Origin of the sequence: Pseudoalteromonas sp. P80D2, assembly GCF_036680945.1 — a bacterium.
GTDB classification, from domain to species: Bacteria; Pseudomonadota; Gammaproteobacteria; order Enterobacterales; family Alteromonadaceae; genus Pseudoalteromonas; species Pseudoalteromonas shioyasakiensis.
This window is the reverse complement of sequence record NZ_JAZDAR010000047.1, coordinates 244,632-262,626: the sequence shown is the minus strand read 5'-3', so window position 1 is coordinate 262,626 and position 17,995 is coordinate 244,632. Positions and strand designations below refer to the sequence as shown.

The following is a 17,995-nucleotide window of genomic DNA, read 5'->3' as shown; positions in this document are numbered from 1 at the left end:
AAGGGGTTACAGAATTATTTTTCTGCGCGACCCATAAATTTATGCTCAACGGTATTAATACGAATACGGTCGCCTGTTGAAATATGCTCAGGAACTTGAATCGTTAAACCCGTTGTTAAACGTGCAGGCTTTGAACGTGCACTTGCTGAAGCGCCCTTGATTGAAGGGTCAGTTTCTTCAACTACAAGCTCAACACTCGATGGTAAATCTAAGCCAACTGGCGAGCCATCAATCACAATAACGTGCAGACCTTGAGTTTCTTCATTAACGAATAAAATCTCTTCGCTGATTGCTTCTTTATTTAGGTTATATGGCGTGTAGTCTTCGTTATCCATGAAAACATACTCTTCACCGTCAATGTAAGAGAACATAGCTTCACGACGAATGAGATCAGCAAGCTTTAGCATGTCGCTGTCTTTAAATGTTTCATCAACTTTACCACCTGTTACCACATCGTATAAACGCATGCGGTATAAACTGCCACCAGCACGGCCTTGTGGTACTGAACGTTGAATATCTTTAACTACTAAAACACGGCTGTTATGCTCGATAGCGGCGCCTTTTTTAACTTCACTTGCCTTAGGCATGGGTGTATTCCTATCGTTTTTTGATGACAGAAATTTACCACGTAATGGCTTTTGTTCAATAAAAATTTACAGTTTTGACTCGCAGCCGTTATTTATTCGATTTTTCAGCAAATTATGACAATAGTTGTCTCAAAACTACGAAAAAGCTGCTATCTTTATAACTACGAAAAATGACTTCAAGGATTGGATCATGAATCAACACACAGTACACGAATATTTAATGAAAAAGCCATTGGTGATGATCACCCAACCATTTGGCCAAGATGTCGACGTTTACAAGGTGAATCATAAAATGTTTGCCACCCTTGCCGAGGGCAAAGAAGGCCAAACAGACGATGAGGGAAACCTTGTATGGTGGCTAAATCTGAAATGCGATCCAGATGAAGCCCAAGCACTGCGTGATATTTTCCCGTCGGTGATCCCGGGTTATCACATGAACAAACGTTTATGGAATACGGTTATTTTAGACGGCACCGTACCACAAGGAGAGATTGAACGAATGATTGATAATTCGTTTGATTTAGTGGTTGCGAATATGCCAGAAAAAGACAGAAAAGCGATTGAGCTTCATCTGTAAAATTGCGCACTGATCACGCTCTGTGATCAGTGCAACTTAAATGAAAATGATGATCGGTATACAAAACACCGCCAATAGCATACGCATCTAGCTGCTTATCGACTAACTGAAAACCACATTTCTCAAGTACTTTTTCTGAACCGATATTACCCTCGGTGACAACCGCTTTAAATTCACGTACGGCATGTTCTGTTTTGGCGTAATCAAGCACTGCTTGCAAAGACTCTGTGGCATAGCCACGACCATGAAAATTAGGCAGCAACAAATAACCGACTTCTTGACTATCTGGCACTGTTGATGAAGTAAACCCAGTTACCCCCACCTCTTTACCTGTACTGGTTTCAACAATAACTAAACAAAGTGGTGAATTCGAATTTGGCTGCCAAGGCTTTAAACGTTCATTAAACTTAGCTCGCAGCTGCGCCTCTGAGGGCTTATCGAAGCATTTAGCTATAACTTGGGTATCATTATGCAAAGTATAAAACAATGGCCAATCATCGGCATTTAACAGCCGTAATGTTAATCGCGCAGTGGTGAGAGTCATGGTGATTAATCGCTTTGTAAATAAACCTAGTTATAACAAACTGATTTCGTGAGTTAAATACCACTTATGGCCAATACAGAAGAAAAAAGCCCCGCTCAATGAGCAGGGCTTTTAAAATTAACTAATTAATTTAAATAATTAGCTTTTAGTCGTTTCTGTATCGGCATCTTCTGACGCTTGCTCGTCTTCAACCACTTCTTTGGTTACTTCAACCGGATCGACAGGCGTAGCTTCAACTACTGCCGGCTCTTCGCTTTCTGCTTGGTAAAAACGACCACCTTTTTCAGCCATTGCTTTTAACGTATCGCAAGGTGTGAAAATTGGGTTGTAGTTAGCAAAAGTCGCCATTTCAGAGCTCACTTGTGCTGCACCAAGTTTATCCATATAGCTAAATGGACCGCCTAAGAATGGTGGGAAACCAATACCAAAAATAGCACCGATATCACCATCACGCGGGCTTGCAATAATGCCATCATCTAAACAGCGCACCGCTTCGTTTAGCATTTGCGCAACACAACGTTTAGCAATTTCGCTCTTGTTTAAACGAGGTGATGGCGTAACACCAAGTAGCTCGTATACTGACTCATCCACTTTTTTATCTTTCTTATCGTAAAGATAAAAACCACGGCCAGTCTTACGACCTAAACGCTTAGAATCGATTAAGCGATTAAAGGCATCCGGGGCTTTAAAGCGCTCGCCCAATTCTTTTTCAAGGATTGGCGCAATTTTAGAACCGATATCAATCCCTACTTCATCAAGTAACGCTAAAGGCCCTACCGGGAATCCAAACTCAACCAATGCTTGGTCAATCTTTTCAATTGGCTCACCTGCTAGCAGTAAATTAGCCGCTTCATTGACATAAGGCGCTAAGATTCGGTTTACATAGAAGCCAGCCATATCTTTAACCACAATCGGTGTTTTACCTTGCTTACGGGCAAAATTAACAACGCGTGCGATAGTCTCTTCAGACGTACCTTCATGTGGAATGATCTCAACAAGTGGCATTTTCTCAACAGGTGAGAAGTAATGCAGGCCAATTACATTTTCTGGGCGTGCTGCATCAGCAGCAATTTGTGCAATTGGTAATGATGAGGTATTACTTGCAAAAATCGTGTTGTCTTGGCACTCACGTTCTACATCAGCCACCATACCTTGCTTTAAAGCAAGATCTTCAAACACGGCTTCGATAACGATATCAATGTGTTTAAAGCCGCTGTAATCGGTGGTACCGGTAATGCGGTTCATGGTTTGTTGTAGCTCTGCTTTAGATAAAATACGACGCTTTTGCTTTTTATCTAAAATTTTATAGCTGTAGTTCATTGCATTGCTGATGCCCTTTTCAGCCACATCTTTAATGCGCACAGGAACACCCGCTTTTACAGCACTAACATGGGCAATACCCGCGCCCATTAGGCCGCCACCTAATACTGCCGCTTTAGCGATTGCTGGGGCATCATCATTACGCCACTCTTTTTTCATTTCAGTGGTTGCAAAGAAAATACCGCGTAATGCTTTTGACTCATCGCTCATTACCAGCGTGGCAAAGCCTTCAGCTTCAGTTTTGTATGCTTTTAACTGATCAAGTTCAACACTTGCACGAACCGCTTTAATAATGGCTAAAGGTGCTGGGTAGTGACCGCCTGTTTTCTTCAGTACATTTTCTTGTGCTTTTTTGAAAATAATATTGCGACCAAATGGGTTTGACTCAAGTAATTGGCTTAAACGGTCTAGCTTTGGTTTAGTGACCTTTGCCTTACCTTTCAGAGCAAACTCTTTAGCAACGTCAAGTAATACACTGTGTGGTACACAGTCATTTACTAAGCCTGTTTTCTTCGCTTGCTTAGCACGTACTTGCTTACCAGTAAGCATCCACTCAAGTGCTTTTTGCAAGCCAACTAATTTTGGTAAACGTTGAGTACCGCCACCACCAGGTAATAAGCCTAACTGTACTTCTGGCAAACCAAGCTTAGTGATATCGCTGTCTGAACACACGCGATAATCACAAGCTAAAGCAAACTCTAAACCGCCACCCAATGCAGCTCCATGAATAGCACTTACTGTTGGGAAAGGCAGCTTTTTCATATCGAAAAATGCTTGCTGACACATTTCGCTTAATGCTAATGCATCTTCACGGCTATTGGCGCTATCAAGCATTTTAATATCAGCACCGGCGATAAAGTTATCGCTTTTACCACTGATAAATACCATGCCTTTTACTGCTTGCGCTTGTGCGTCTTTAAGTAAGGTTTTTAAATCTTCTGCAAAACTGCTGCGCAGGGTGTTCATTTTTTCACCCGGCACATCAATGGTTACAACGGCTACGCCGTCATCAGCCACTGATAAACTAAATACTGAATCTGTCATTACGCACTCTCCAATACAAAGGCTGCGCCTAAGCCACCCGCTGCACACGCAGTCGTAAGCGCTAAGCCGCCACCGCGACGATTAAGTTCATGTAAGCTTTGCGTGATCAGGCGCGCACCTGTTGCCGCAAATGGGTGACCGTATGCAAGTGAGCCACCTAATACATTGAACTTGTCCATGTTAATTTCGCCGATCGCTTTGCTGCGACCTAGCTTTTCTTGTGCAAATTTATCTGACGCAAACATCTTCATATTAGCAAGTGTTTGCGCTGCAAATGCTTCATGCATTTCGATTAAATCTAAATCAGCTAATGTGATACCTGCTCTATCTAGGGCAATTGGCGTTGAGTGCGCCGGCCCCATTAGCATATCTTCATGTACACCAATTGCTGAGAAAGCAAAACTGCGTACATAACCTAGAATGTCGTAACCCAATGCTTTGGCTTTACTCTCACTCATCATTAATACCGCAGCGGCACCATCAGTTAATGGCGTTGCGTTAGCTGCAGTCACTGATCCGTGTTGACGGTCAAATACTGGTTTTAATTTCGCGTAGCCTTCAACCGTTGAGTTATGACGAATGTTATTATCTTGCTCAATAAAGCTCTTATAAGGTGCAACATGGGCAGTCATTACTTCATCTTTAAGTTTACCATCAGCCCACGCCTGACTTGCAAGGGTGTGCGAACGATGTGCTAAGGCATCTTGATCTTCACGGCTGATGCTATGTGTTTTCGCCATTTGCTCAGCCGTTTGACCCATAGATAAACCAGTAGAGTACTCAGCGACCGCTGGCGGTACAGGAAGTAAATCTTTTAAACGTAGTTTAGAGAAAATCTTTAATCGCTGACCAAGCGTACGTGCTTTGTTTAAATCAACAAGGCTGCCCGCTAATTTTTTACTAACACCAATAGGTAATACAGACGATGAGTCAGCACCACCAGCAATACCTACTTGCACTGAGCCTGCCATAATTGACTCGGCTACGTTAGCAATGGCTTGGAAACTTGTTGCACACGCACGCGAAACAGAATAAGCATCAACAGAAACAGGCATACCCGTACCTAATACGATTTCACGGGCAATATTTGGCGCTTCTGGCATTTGCACTACTTGTCCAAATACAAGTTGGTCAATTTCAGATTTATCAAAGTTAAGTCGTTCAAGCATTTCGTTGACAACTAACTTACCCATATCAAGGGCTGGTACATGATGGAATGCTGTGGCTTGCTTTGCGAATGGCGTTCGCAGGCCGCTAACGATAGCGATACGATCGCCTTTTGCTGTTTTAAGTATATTTTGCTCAGACATTTATGCTCTCCCGCTGACAGGTCTGACCTGTTTGTTTTTCCTGATTCTAAAACAACCCGTGTACGAATGCCAATAGTAAGTTTTCAACCATAGGCTTTTTTCAGCCTATTTACAAAAAAACACCGTATTTATATGGTAGGCTAAAAATCCTTAAAAAATAACGAACTATTTGAGGATTTTGTGTCTAACACTTGTGTTATAACTTTTGAATCCTTATAACTTGTTAATAGCGCCCCACCACGGTACCGCGCAAATAATTTATCGGTACTGAATATAACCCATTGGCGCATAACAAAAACAATTTTTGACTCACGCTTTTAGGACAGTCTTTTTATTATGGCAGTTAACGCATTTTCACAATTAAAATCATACCTAGACACGCAAATTATCGGCCAACCACAATTAACTCAAGCACTGTTAATCGCAATTTTGGCAGATGGCCACTTATTAGTTGAAGGCCCTCCGGGTCTTGCGAAAACGCGTGCAGTCAATGCCTTAGCGAAAGGCGTTGAAGGCAGTTTCCAACGTGTACAATTTACCCCAGACTTATTACCTGCAGATGTAACTGGTACCGATATTTATCGCCAGCAAACCAGTGAGTTCGTATTTGAAAAGGGCCCGTTATTTCATAACCTAATTTTGGCTGATGAAATAAACCGTGCCCCTGCTAAAGTGCAATCAGCCCTACTAGAAGCCATGGCTGAACGCCAAGTAACGGTAGGTAAAAACACCTATCCACTGTCTGATCTATTTATGGTTATGGCAACCCAAAACCCGCTAGAACAAGAAGGCACTTACCCACTACCAGAAGCTCAGCTTGACCGCTTCTTATTGCATTTGAGCATTGATTACCCGGGTGCTGAACACGAATTAGATATCCTACGCCTAACCCGTGGCGAGGCTATTTCTGACAAGCAAGCAACGACACAGCAAATTAGTCAAAGTGAGCTATTTGCTGCCCGTAAAGCGATATTAGGTTTGTATTTAGCTGAGCCGCTTGAGAAATACCTAGTACAGTTAATTGTTGCCACTCGTGAAGCAGCAGAGCTTGATGAACAACTTGGCCGCTGGATTGAATATGGCGCAAGCCCACGTGCAACAATTGCCCTTGATAAGTGTGCCCGCGCGCATGCTTGGCTAGAAGGCCGTGACTTTGTTGCCCCAGATGATATTCAAGCAGTGCTGCATAATGTATTGCGTCACCGTATTATCTTAAGTTACGAAGCACAGGCCGATGGCATCAGTAAAGACGATGTGATCAGCCGTATTTTAGAATTGGTGGCAGTACCATAAGCTATGTCGAGCCAATTTGATACAGCGGCGTGGTTAGCAGCGAGTCATAGTCAAGGCGTCAATTTATCACTCAAAGAGTTGATGTATTACAAAGCCAAAGCTCGTTTGCTAGAACTTGCGCCCAAAGTAAAAATCAAAAACAGCTTGGCTGGGCAATACCTTGCGCCTCACAAGGGGCGTGGTATGGAGTTTGCCGAGGTGCGCCATTACCAAGCCGGTGATGACATACGCTCTATCGACTGGCGTGTTACTGCACGCACTGGCGAAACCCACACTAAGTTGTTTCAAGAAGAAAAAGAACGCCCAGTTTTTGTATTTACCGACTTTTCTAACTCGATGCTGTTTGGCTCAAAGTTACTGTTGAAGTCAGTGCAAGCAGCGCACATTAGCGCATTGGTTGCTTGGTCGGCGTGTCAACGAGGTGATCGCATTGGTGGCTTGGTGTTTAATCAGCAAGGTCATCACGAATTAAAACCCACCTCACGTGAAAAAGCCGTATTAAAGCTTTGTCACAACTTATGTGATATTCACAGCCAAGCTCTGACTAATATCGATCAAACAGCCACCAGCTTATTTAGCGAAAACCTTAAACGTCTTAATCATTTAGCAAAACCAGGAAGCTTGGTTTATATCGTTTCTGATTTTAGCGCCCTTGATGAAGCAAGTTTCAAACAACTTGAAATGTTGAGCAGGCACTGTGAATTGATTGGCTGTCATATTAGCGATCCGTTCGAGCACCGGCTACCTGCTTTTAAACAAACGGTGACTGTATCAGCAAATGGCCAAGAGCTTGCTTTACCATTAATGGATAAGCAATTTCGTGAACGCTTTGCCAAGTCAGCTGAAGAGTCGTTTTCTAACAGATTAAAACGCTTACAAAAATCTGGGCTTAGTTTAATTTCATTCAGTGCAGCCACTCCTCTTGAGCTGCAATTAGTGAGAAAGTAACAATGCAAAAAAATCCGCTAGATGGCTTACATGATGTCATTGCACCGACCGAGGTTGCATGGTGGCCACTTGCTCCAATTTGGTGGCTGATTATCGCCTTAGTTGGTTCGTTATTAATTATCGGCTTAGTGCTTTTATATAAAAACCAGCAATTTAAAAAAGCCAAAAAACAAGCGATTAAGCTAAGTAAAACCCTTGGTGATGATGACGCGCAAGAGCTACACATTATTTTAAAACGCTTAACTCGTCATTATTACAGCAATCAGCTTGCTTCTCAGCCTTTGGCAAAGTGGTCTGAAAGTTTATCGAAACTGAGTGGCGATAAATTTAGTTACGACGAATTGATGCCGCTTTATCAGCAACAAAGTAATAATGCTGAACTTGCAGCTAAATTACGCAATGCTATTAGCAACTTTAAACTCAAGGAGCCAATTAATGTTTGAGTTTAGTTGGCCATGGTGTTTTGTGCTTTTACCTCTGCCTTGGTTATTAAGCCGCTTTATGCCGTTAAAGCAGCAAGGGCAGTTACGTTTACGTATTCCTGGCTTTGCTAAGCTGGGCTTAAATAATCAAGCAGTGCAGCAACATAGCCGAAAAGTCTCATTGCTCGAGTGGCTAGTATGGGTTTTATTGGTTGTCGCTATTGCAAACCCAACTTGGCTTGATGAACCTATCACGCTGCCTAATGAAGGCCGCGATATTATGCTGGCGGTGGATTTATCTGGCTCTATGACAGAGCAAGATATGGCCTATCAGAATCAATATGTTGATAGGCTTACCATGGTAAAAGCTGTACTCAGTGACTTTATTGAACAGCGTCAAGGCGACCGACTAGGTCTTATCTTATTTGGTGATACCGCATTTTTACAAACGCCTCTTACTCGTGATGTTAAAACCGTGAGCCAAATGCTCAGCGAAGCGCAAATCGGCCTAGTAGGTAGAGCAACAGCCATTGGTGATGCATTAGGTTTATCTGTAAAGCGTTTTGCTAATAAAGATGAAAGTAACCGTATCGTTGTACTTTTAACTGATGGTCAAAATACCGCAGGTAACCTTGATCCAGAAGATGCCCTGCTGTTAGCCCGCGAAGAAGGCATTAAGGTATATACCATAGGTGTTGGCTCTGATAACCCGCGTGGTTTCAGCCTATTTAATATGGGTGGTATGAGTGGCGGTAACTTAGATGAAAGCTTACTCAAGCGTATTGCCGAGCAAACCGGCGGCTTATACTTTAGAGCAAAAGATGTGGCTGGCTTACAGCAAATTTATCAAGAGCTCGATAAGCTTGAGCCAATTAGTAGCGATGAACAAACGTTCCGCCCACAAATTTCATTGTTTTATATTCCACTACTTGTGGCGCTAGGCTTAATAAGCTTAGCAATGCTCGTCAGTTTTATTCGCCAATTTAAGCAGGAGAACTAGTATGGATTTTGAATTTATTCGCCCTGCCCTACTTTGGTTATTAATTCCCGCGCTGATTATTTTTAGTGTGCTGTTGGTACGCAACAAAAAAAGCGCCCCTGCTGATTTAATTGCGCCCCATTTGGCGCAGTTTGTAATGAGCGACAATCATAAAAAACAAAGCCAACCGCTTTGGCTAGTTGCTGTATTTACTCTGTTAGCCATCGTTTTTGCAGCAGGTCCAAGCTTTGAAAAGAAACAGGTTCCGGTGTTTCAAGCAAAGAATGCGCGGGTCATTGTGATGGATATGTCGTACTCCATGTTCAGTACCGACATCGCACCAAGCCGATTAGTGCAGGCTCGATTTAAAGCACTTGATATGATTGAGCTTTTCAAAGAAGGTGATACGGCATTAGTGGCTTATGCAGGCTCTGCATTTACTATTTCACCGCTAACTAATGACGCTAGCACTTTGGCTAACCTTATCCCAAGCCTAAGCCCTGATATCATGCCGAGCAAAGGTTCAAATGTTATTGAAGGCCTAGAAAAAGCCGACGATTTACTTAAACAAGCTGGCTATTTAGATGGTGATATTATTTTAGTCACCGATGGGGTTGATAGCCTAGATCAAGAAGATATTAGCCGCTTTACCGCTCAGTCTAATTATCGTTTAAATGTCTACGGAGTTGGCACAGAGCAAGGTGCGCCGATTAAGTTACCAGAAGGTGGCTTTTTAAAAGACATTCAAGGACAGATTGTGATTCCGACGCTTAATGTTAGCCGTTTAAGCTCGCTTGCGCGCAACAGCGGTGGCAAATTTGCACTGTATCAAACCAGTAATCAAGATATTCAAACATTTGCTCCCACCGCCAATGCAGAAATACTCAAAGATGAGAAACAAAGCCAAGCATTATGGCGAGTTGATGCAGGTATTTACGGCCTGATTATTTTATTGCCGTTAGCGCTCTTTTTAATTCGCCGTAGCAGCTTAGTGCTTGGCTTTTTGTTTGTTATGCTCCTACCTCAGCAACAGGTTTACGCTGCTGAGTTACCAGACGTATTTAAAAACCAAGACCAACGTGCTCTTGATGCCTATCAGCAAAATAAATTTGAACAAGCCGCCCAAGCACAAAACACGCGATTAAAAGGCGCTGCTCTTTATCAGCAAGGTAATTACCAAGCTGCGATGGATGCGTTTAGTGAAGATAAATCTGCGACGGGTTTGTACAACTACGGTAATGCCCTTGCTAAGGCTGGTGAGCTAGAACAAGCCATTGAAGCGTATAAGCAAGCCCAGCAGCTTAAAAATGACTTCACTGAGGCAAAAGAAAACCAAGCCCTCGTTGAACAGTTATTGCAGCAGCAAGAGCAACAACAGCAGCAACAAGATCAACAGCAAAACAATGATCAACAAAACTCTGATGGCCAGCAAGATAACCAGCAAAAGCAACAGGGTGAAAATTCACAGCAAGGCGAAAACTCTGAGCAAAGTGAGCAGCAAGATGGCCAACAACCGTCAGAGCAAGGTGAGCAATCAGATCAAAAAGGTGAGCAAAGCGAGTCAAATAGTGATCAGCAAAACAAACCTGAAATGGAATCACAAGCAGACAAGTCGTCACAATCTGGAGAACAACAGCCAGAGCAAGCTCCCGAGCAACAAGATGCTCAGCCACAGCCATCGCAAAACGACGAACAAGCTAAACAGCAAGCAGAGCAACAAGCAATGCAGGCACAAGCTGCTGAACTGACTAATGAAGAGAAAGAAAAAGCTCAGCAACTTAACCAGTTGCTGCGTAAAGTTCCCGATGATCCTGCGATCTTATTAAGAAATAAAATGCAATTAGAAGCACAAAAACGAAACTACCAACGTCGTCCACGAGGAGCCGAAAAATCATGGTAATGCGATTATTATGTTGTTTATTGCTAATCGCGGCAGCGCCGCTTTGGGCTGCCACCCAGCTACAGGCAAGTGTTGATAAAAACCCTGTCCTTGCCGGTGAGTTTTTTGTTTTAACCATCTCAGCAGACGACTCTATTAACAGCGAACAACCAGACACTTCGGTGCTATTAAAAGACTTTGTTGTTGGGCCAACCAGTGTTAGCTCGCGCACTAATATTATTAATGGTGAAATCAGTAAGCAAACTAACTGGTCTGTAAAGCTGATGACCCGCAAAGAAGGCACTTATACCATCCCTGCATTTACTGTAGCTGGTGTCAGTTCAAAACCGATTGAGCTAACGGTAGCTAAGCGCAGTCAAACCTCAGAGCAAAATAAAGAAGCCTTCATTAAAACAAGCATCAAGCCAAGTAGCTTATACGTGCAAGAAGCCGGTGTTTATACGGTTAAATTGTATTTAGACAACAACAAAGAATTGCTTGATGGCAACTTAACTACGCCAGAAATGGAAAACGCTGAGCTAACCCCAATTAACAAGCAATCTGAAGACTATGAGTTAATTGATGGCAAACGCTATTTAGTGATCACCCGTGAGTACTTAGTGCAGCCACAAAAAAGTGGTGTAAATACTATTACGGCACCTGTTTTCAATGGCCGTATTCGTCAAAACTATCGCCAAATGGCTGTGTCAGCGATGGGCGAAGATGTTGATGTTGAAATCAAGCCAATTCCAGAAAACTACACAGGTGCATGGTTACCAAGTGAACTGGTTAACCTTGATGAGCAATGGCAACCAAAAGATGACACCGTTGAAGTTGGCACGCCGATCACTCGAACTATCACCTTAACCGCATTGGGGGTTACTAAAGAGCAACTTCCTGATATCGATATGCCGCAGGTTCAAGGTTTTAGAAGTTACCCTGATGAAAAAGAGAGTAACCACCTGGTACGTGATGGCCGTGTTATTTCACAGCAAACGGCTTCTTATGCTTTATTACCGCAAACGCCGGGCACTTACACATTGCCTGAAATAAAGCTGCCTTGGTTTAATACTAAAATCAATCGTATTAGCTATGCGACCATACCTGCTCGTACATTAACTGTTGTGCCAAGTACAAATCCACTCACACCAACAGCTCCTGCTATCGCAGAGCCGCAAACCGCAAGCTCTAATGAGCAGAGTGATACACCAACTAATGTACAAACCGTTACGCAAGTTACAACCCCTGTGTGGCTTATTATCGTGGCAATTGTCGGCTATGGGCTTTGGTTAATCACCTTAGTGCTTTACATTAAAAAGCGCACTCAACAGTCGGTAGCTGAGCCATTACCTACCAGTGGTTCATCAGTATCGTTGAATGAGCTTAAGCAGTTTGCAAAGCAAAACAATAGCTCAGGGTTTTATAACGCGTTGAACCTTTATGCAAAACAGCAGACAGGTAAAAATGCTGCAGCAATCGAGTGTTTACTAGCATCACTGAAAAATACACAACTTAATGATGAAATTGCTAAATTACGCACTAAACTTTATAGTTCAGCAGATGAACAGGTTGATTTAAGCTTAATCGTCAGCTTGCTAAGCCAAGCTGCAAAGCACACTAAACCGACAAGTAATGATACTGAATTAAAAAATCTTTACGATTAACTATTATTCTAATAGGTTGAATATAAACGGCTAATCTTGAATTAGCCGTTTTTTTAAGAAAAAAATAATAATCTCAGAAAGTTTTTTTCTGATAGGCAGGTCTTAGTTACTATGACAGAAAAACAAAAGCGATATGAAGCGCTGGTTCATGTCTACCACAGTGAGCTTTTTCGCTTTGCGTATTGGTTGTGTCGTGATCAGAACATTGCTGAAGACTTAGTGCAGGAAACCTTCCTGAGGGCTTGGCGTGCCTTGGATTCACTGCAAGATCAACAAGCAGTCAAACCTTGGCTGTTAACTATTTTGCGCCGCGAGAACGCACGCCGCTTTGAACGTAAACAATTTGATTACGCCGATGTTGAAAACGACACCCTTGTAGATGAACAAAGTACAACCCTTGATGCTGAAATGGAACAAACAGTGATTCAACGACAAATAGGAAAGTTATCACAAGAGTATCGAGAGCCATTGCTATTACAAGTAGTAATGGGTTGCTCTGGCGATGAAATTGCCCAGATCCTCGATTTAAATAAAAATACTGTCATGACACGACTTTTCCGTGCCAGAAACCAGCTTAAAGAGGCTTTAAGCAGTGATGATGATCAACTTAGAGGAGCATCAAATTAATGGATGAACTCGAGTTTCGCCGCCGCATCCTCGCCGAGCCAAGCACTATTGATAAGGAACTTGAAGCGTTTGCCGAGCAGGACACAGATAAACAGGCGTTTATTGATGATGTGCGCGCTTTAGATGATGAACTAAGTAATGCGCTTAACATCCCCGTGCCTGAAAATTTAGCAAAGCGAATTATTGATAATACCTATGCCGCAGAAGAAGCGCCTTCAGAGCAGCCGCTAGACACCATTATTGAGGCTAAGTCGCGCTTTGCCTTTAATCGCCTGTATTTAGCCGCTGCAGCGTCGTTTTTAGTAGCAATTAGTGTGTTCTTTGTCACTAACAAACAACATACGCTATACAGCGTGGGTGAGCATGCCTTTGCGCACCTATACCATGAGATAGGCTCGCTAGATAAACATGAAGCGATAGACCTTGCCTATGTGAACGAAAAGTTTGCCACCATTGGCGGACATTTAGATGAGCTACCAGGTAAAGTAACCTATTTAATGTTTTGTGACTTTCAAGGCAAAAAAGGTCTGCACTTGGTATTTGAGTCTGATTTTGGCCCGATGACGGTATTCATTGTGCCTTCTGATGAGCAACCATTTGGCACTGGCTCTGACGATTTCAATGATGAGCGTTTCGCTGGTCACATCAACCGTGGTGAGCGAGCGGATACTATCTTAATAGCGAGTATTGGCGCTCCACTTGATAGCTACAACAGTATGATCAATGACGCCATTCGCTGGCTGCATTAATACCTACTCGTAGTAACATATATTACAGGCATAAAAAAACCGCAGTCACTGCGGTTTTTTTTATCGCTATAAAGCTGGTTACTTACAAACGTCTGCTACTGCATTTGCAAAGTAATCAATGTTTGCATCACTGATACCAGCAACGTTTACACGGCTAGAACCAACAATGTAGATTGAGTACTCTTTTTGTAAGCGCTCGATTTGCTCTTTATTAATACCTAGGAATGAGAACATACCATTTTGACGGTCAATAAATGAGAAGTCTTGCTCAATGCCTTTCGCTGCTAAGCTTTCTTTGATTAAAGTACGCAAACCATTAATACGATTACGCATTTCATCAAGCTCGTCATGCCACATTTGCGTCAGTTCAGTGCTACCTAAAATCGTGCTAACAATATCAGCACCATGTGCAGGAGGCATTGAATAGATGCTACGTACAACGCTTAATAATACAGAGTTTGAGATATCAGCAGTTGCTGCATCTTTAGCAATGATTGAACATGCACCGATACGCTCGCGGTATAAACCGAAGTTTTTCGAACATGAAGAGCAGATGATTAGCTCATCTACCGCTGCTGCTAATTTACGAAGACCCGCTGCGTCTTCTTCAAGGCTTGAACCAAAACCTTGGTAAGCAATATCAACCAGTGGCGTGAAACCAACTTCAACAGCAAGATCAGCAACTGTGCTCCATTGCTCAGCATTTAAATCCATGCCGCTTGGGTTGTGACAACATGCGTGGAATAACACAACATCACCTTTAGGCACTTGCTTAAGGGTATTAATCATGTCATCAAATAAAAGGTCTTTATTTTCGTAATCGTAGTAAGGGTATTCTTTTACTGTTAAGCCCGCCGCTTCAAATAAGCTGATGTGGTTTGCCCACGTTGGCGTAGTTACCCATACAGTCGCATCTTTGTTGCAGCGCTTGATGAATTCAGCTGCAACACGTAATGCACCTGTACCACCTGGTGCTTGTGCAGTGCGAACACGGTTAGCTAAAAGTGCTGGATGCTCACCCAGTAATAAGTTTTCCATTTTTTGACAGTAATCTAGGTTACCTGCCAAGCCAATGTACGATTTACTGGTTTCGTTTTCTAAACGAAACGCTTCCGCTTTTTTAACCGCTTTTAATACAGGCGTATTGCCTTGCTCATCCTTATAAACACCTACACCCAAATCGATTTTCTTTGGGTTTGTATCTTGTTTAAAGGCCGCCATTAGGCCAAGAATAGGATCTGTTGGTAATGGTTTTAATTCTGAGAACATTGACTATCTCTTTTTATAGGGGTTAGCGTTGCCACTAGCTTAACATAAAAACCCAGCCTGATTACTAGTTAAATTAGACCAAGAGTTGAGGAATTTTAATACAACAAGCCACAAGTAATGCAAGGGTTTGCTGATCAAAGAAATCATTATTAAATGCTTCTGCATCTATAATACCTAAGCATTCATTTTTGTCTGATAATAATGGTAAACAAGTCTCAGCTTTCACCTTAGGATCGCAAGTATAATACTCACCACCTTGTGCGAGGTAATCGGCTACGTTATTGATCACACGCCCTTGCTTAGAAAGTGCAACTTGAACATTGTTACTACCTTTAGCAAATGCTTCAGTTAGCGGGAATAATGGACGGCTCGGTGCACCATGATAAACCAGCTTTAATAACTGAGAACCTTCATTAGTCTCTGTCGCTTGATAAATACCAAACCAATCAACTTGAGTTTGGGCAACAACAAAATCGATAATTTGTTGAAGCTTAGCCAGTTTTTCAGTATTGGTAGCATCATCGGCAACATAATCATTTAATTTGAATGGTTCATCTTGTAAGTAGCCAAACAAGCTACACGCACCACCCTCGCCTAGCTCAGGAATTTGATACTCCCAACGCACTGCTGGTAAAGCTGACTCTGCAAGATAATGTTCAAGGTTTGATAATTGCTCAGCAACCAAATTTTCTGGTAATTTAAGCTGAGCTGTCGATAAGTAGTTAGAAATCATTTAGCCATCCAAACATCTATAATGCCAGAATGATAACATGCGATTTTAGTGTGAGCTAGTACTGCTTGCTGTTAATTGATAATAAATTTCGACTTGGTTGCCTGCACTATTGAAGGTCACTTTTGAAGCTACTTCCCCAAGCAAGCACAAGCCTCTACCATGCTCTCTTGCAAGGCTTTGTTGATTTGCCTGTTCTTTACTAAAACCATTTCCTGAGTCGCAAACAGTAAAATATAAAGCAAGTTCTTCTGGGCAATAACGAATATCAATAATGATTAAGGCATCGGTTAAATTTGCGAGTGCCTCTTCACGTTGTTGATAATAAATTAAAAAGCCATCTTCCTGATTTTTGACCTCTGAGTCGAGACCTAACACCCCATGATCTAAAGCGTTGTTATAAGCTTCTGAGAGTATCAAAAAGATATTAGCGCGATGTGCATTCAACCCTGCTACTTTGCTTATTACATCAACAACTTCCAGCACCGGATCGGTACTTTTGATTTGCTTTGAGTTCAGGCTCAATGAAAAATTAAAAGGTAATGCGGATAGCGGCTCTGATTTTTGCTCAGGCTCGCGCATTGGTAAGCAATTTAATAATACGAGGCTCAAGTCGTCTTGTTGTTTATTACCACGGGCAAATTTATTGACTCGTTCAAGTACATGCTCAGTAGAAATAGCAGGTTTTGAGGCTAGCACTTTTTTAAAGCGATGCTCACCAAAGTACTCGTCATGTGGACTAGTCGTTTCAATGATACCATCGGTTGCCATGACAATACGGCATGTGTCTTCTACTTCAATGTGAATAAGTGCACGTTCAAATTCATCTTCTTCTAAAATACCCAGTGCCATATGTTGAGATTCAAGGGTACGAATAACTTCACCGCTTTGATTGATGATATAGGTATCGGGTAAGCCCCCTAGCCATGCCGAGATACTTTTTCCGGTACTGCTAAGCTCTATGATGGTTGCAGCACAAAACATGTGGCCTGGTAATAACTTACCTAATACTGAATTGATTTCTGCGGCAATATCACTCACAGACATGCCCTTACTCACCATGGTATAAAATACTCTTGAAGCAGGGAGAGCTCCGACTGCAGCGGCTAAACCATGACCAGTAAAATCACCAAGCATGCAATATAAGCTACCTAATGGGCTTTGTGCGACCAAAAACATATCGCCATTAAACATAGCCGCAGGCGATAAATGAAAATCTAAATGCTTAGGAAAAGATTGTTGGTTCTCAAGAGCATTATTAAAAATATGTTCGACAATTTCATGTTCGCGTTCGACTTGATTTTGATGATATTCAAGTTGTAGATTTTGCTCTCTTGCCTTTTGGCTTAAATTACGGATCCGGCTATGCGCTTTAATTTTCGCGTTAAGAATCACTTCTTGAAACGGCTTATGCAAAAAATCATCACCACCAACCGATAAGCAACGCTCAAAGCTCGCTTCGTCTTCTAATGAGGTAATAAAAATAATCGGTAAGTAAACTTGGCTAAAGCGCTCTTTGATAATCGCTGCGGTTTCAAAGCCGTCCATCACAGGCATAATGACATCGAGTAACACAATATCAATGGTGTGTTCTTCGAGCAGATTTAAAGCAACAAGACCGTTCTCAGCGGTATAAACACGGTAGCCCTGCTGCTCTAACATCACGGTTAATAAGCGACGATTTAAGGCAAGATCGTCTACAACCAGAATATTAAGCATCAATCAATATCGAACTTTTTATCAAAACGTGAGATTTGCAGGATTTTTTTCAATTGCGGTTGGCAGTTACTAATTTGAATTGTTTCAACTTTGCCTGTTAGGTTTTTTTTCATGTTCAGCAACATGCCTAAAGCTGAGCTGTCCATGTAATCTGTTTCTCTAAGGTCTATAACCACTTTATCGATATTGTCGTTGAGATCGGCATACGCCTGACGAAAAGATTGCACCAAATTAAAATCAAATTTTCCTTTGATTTGTACAGTTAATATAGCGCCATCAGCAGAAGTGCTGCGCGTTAAACTCATAATAAACTCCTAATAAACAAATCTTTCCT

Annotated in this window: 16 protein-coding genes and 1 pseudogene; 9 read left to right on the top strand and 8 right to left on the bottom strand. The window is 42.1% G+C overall.

The genetic code is table 11. The features are described 5' to 3' along the window. Positions 1-14: 14 nt before the first annotated feature. Entirely contained in the window at positions 15-587 is a 573-nt protein-coding gene (efpL, locus tag VRK28_RS13215) for an elongation factor P-like protein EfpL (RefSeq protein WP_332394026.1), read from the bottom strand. Between the two features lie 190 nt (positions 588-777). On the opposite strand from efpL, the gene VRK28_RS13210 reads away from it, so the two are divergent. Further along, positions 778-1,164: an MmcQ/YjbR family DNA-binding protein gene (locus VRK28_RS13210; protein WP_054553214.1), complete on the top strand. Its 387-nt coding sequence runs from the start codon at positions 778-780 to the stop codon at positions 1,162-1,164. 13 nt (positions 1,165-1,177) lie between these two features. Here VRK28_RS13210 and VRK28_RS13205 read toward each other — a convergent pair whose 3' ends face one another. The 3 genes from VRK28_RS13205 to fadI form a co-directional block, all read right to left on the bottom strand. Next, positions 1,178-1,708: a GNAT family N-acetyltransferase gene (locus tag VRK28_RS13205; RefSeq protein WP_062566829.1), complete on the bottom strand. Its 531-nt coding sequence runs from the start codon at positions 1,706-1,708 to the stop codon at positions 1,178-1,180. Between the two features lie 138 nt (positions 1,709-1,846). Beyond that, positions 1,847-4,072: a fatty acid oxidation complex subunit alpha FadJ gene (gene fadJ / locus VRK28_RS13200; protein WP_062566828.1), complete on the bottom strand. Its 2,226-nt coding sequence runs from the start codon at positions 4,070-4,072 to the stop codon at positions 1,847-1,849. After that, positions 4,072-5,382 (bottom strand): acetyl-CoA C-acyltransferase FadI, encoded by a 1,311-nt coding sequence (fadI, locus tag VRK28_RS13195; RefSeq protein ID WP_054553218.1) that lies wholly within the window; start codon positions 5,380-5,382, stop codon positions 4,072-4,074. The genes fadJ and fadI overlap by 1 nt, the downstream gene beginning before the upstream one ends. 336 nt (positions 5,383-5,718) lie before the next feature. Here fadI and VRK28_RS13190 point away from each other — a divergent pair, with 336 nt between their 5' ends. The 8 genes and pseudogenes from VRK28_RS13190 to VRK28_RS13155 all read left to right on the top strand — a co-directional run bounded on the left by VRK28_RS13190 (position 5,719) and on the right by VRK28_RS13155 (position 13,943). Continuing rightward, entirely contained in the window at positions 5,719-6,675 is a 957-nt protein-coding gene (locus VRK28_RS13190) for an AAA family ATPase (RefSeq protein ID WP_054553219.1), read from the top strand. Positions 6,676-6,678: 3 nt separating this feature from the next. After that, entirely contained in the window at positions 6,679-7,623 is a 945-nt protein-coding gene (locus VRK28_RS13185; RefSeq protein ID WP_062566827.1) for a DUF58 domain-containing protein, read from the top strand. Positions 7,624-7,625: 2 nt separating this feature from the next. Continuing rightward, entirely contained in the window at positions 7,626-8,066 is a 441-nt protein-coding gene (locus VRK28_RS13180; RefSeq protein ID WP_062566826.1) for a DUF4381 domain-containing protein, read from the top strand. Next, complete coding sequence (locus VRK28_RS13175; protein WP_062566825.1) at positions 8,059-9,045, top strand: vWA domain-containing protein; 987 nt, start codon at positions 8,059-8,061, stop codon at positions 9,043-9,045. Before VRK28_RS13180 ends, VRK28_RS13175 begins: the two co-directional genes overlap by 8 nt. A gap of 1 nt (position 9,046) precedes the next feature. After that, positions 9,047-10,924: a vWA domain-containing protein gene (locus VRK28_RS13170; RefSeq protein ID WP_062566824.1), complete on the top strand. Its 1,878-nt coding sequence runs from the start codon at positions 9,047-9,049 to the stop codon at positions 10,922-10,924. After that, the gene (locus VRK28_RS13165) at positions 10,918-12,567 is read left to right on the top strand and encodes a BatD family protein (RefSeq protein WP_062566823.1); all 1,650 of its coding nucleotides are present in this window, start codon (positions 10,918-10,920) and stop codon (positions 12,565-12,567) included. The genes VRK28_RS13170 and VRK28_RS13165 overlap by 7 nt, the downstream gene beginning before the upstream one ends. A 78-nt stretch (positions 12,568-12,645) precedes the next feature. Continuing rightward, positions 12,646-13,194 (top strand): annotated as a pseudogene (locus tag VRK28_RS13160) (sigma-70 family RNA polymerase sigma factor); the annotation flags it as partial. Beyond that, positions 13,194-13,943 carry a DUF3379 family protein gene (locus VRK28_RS13155; RefSeq protein WP_055197974.1) on the top strand — a complete coding sequence of 250 codons (750 nt, stop codon included), beginning with the start codon at positions 13,194-13,196 and terminating at the stop codon, positions 13,941-13,943. The pseudogene VRK28_RS13160 and the gene VRK28_RS13155, both read left to right, overlap by 1 nt. 78 nt (positions 13,944-14,021) lie before the next feature. Here the strand turns inward: VRK28_RS13155 and VRK28_RS13150 are convergent, their stop codons facing one another. From VRK28_RS13150 to VRK28_RS13135, 4 genes are all read right to left on the bottom strand, one after another. Beyond that, positions 14,022-15,212, bottom strand: coding sequence for an amino acid aminotransferase (locus VRK28_RS13150; RefSeq protein ID WP_054553227.1), 1,191 nt, complete (start codon positions 15,210-15,212; stop codon positions 14,022-14,024). 73 nt (positions 15,213-15,285) lie between these two features. Beyond that, complete coding sequence (locus VRK28_RS13145; protein WP_055197972.1) at positions 15,286-15,945, bottom strand: GAF domain-containing protein; 660 nt, start codon at positions 15,943-15,945, stop codon at positions 15,286-15,288. 45 nt (positions 15,946-15,990) lie between these two features. Then, positions 15,991-17,661, bottom strand: a complete 1,671-nt coding sequence (locus VRK28_RS13140) for an ATP-binding SpoIIE family protein phosphatase (RefSeq protein ID WP_062566821.1) — start codon at positions 17,659-17,661, stop codon at positions 15,991-15,993. Further along, positions 17,661-17,966, bottom strand: a complete 306-nt coding sequence (locus VRK28_RS13135) for an STAS domain-containing protein (protein WP_054562148.1) — start codon at positions 17,964-17,966, stop codon at positions 17,661-17,663. Before VRK28_RS13135 ends, VRK28_RS13140 begins: the two co-directional genes overlap by 1 nt. Positions 17,967-17,995: the final 29 nt, after the last annotated feature.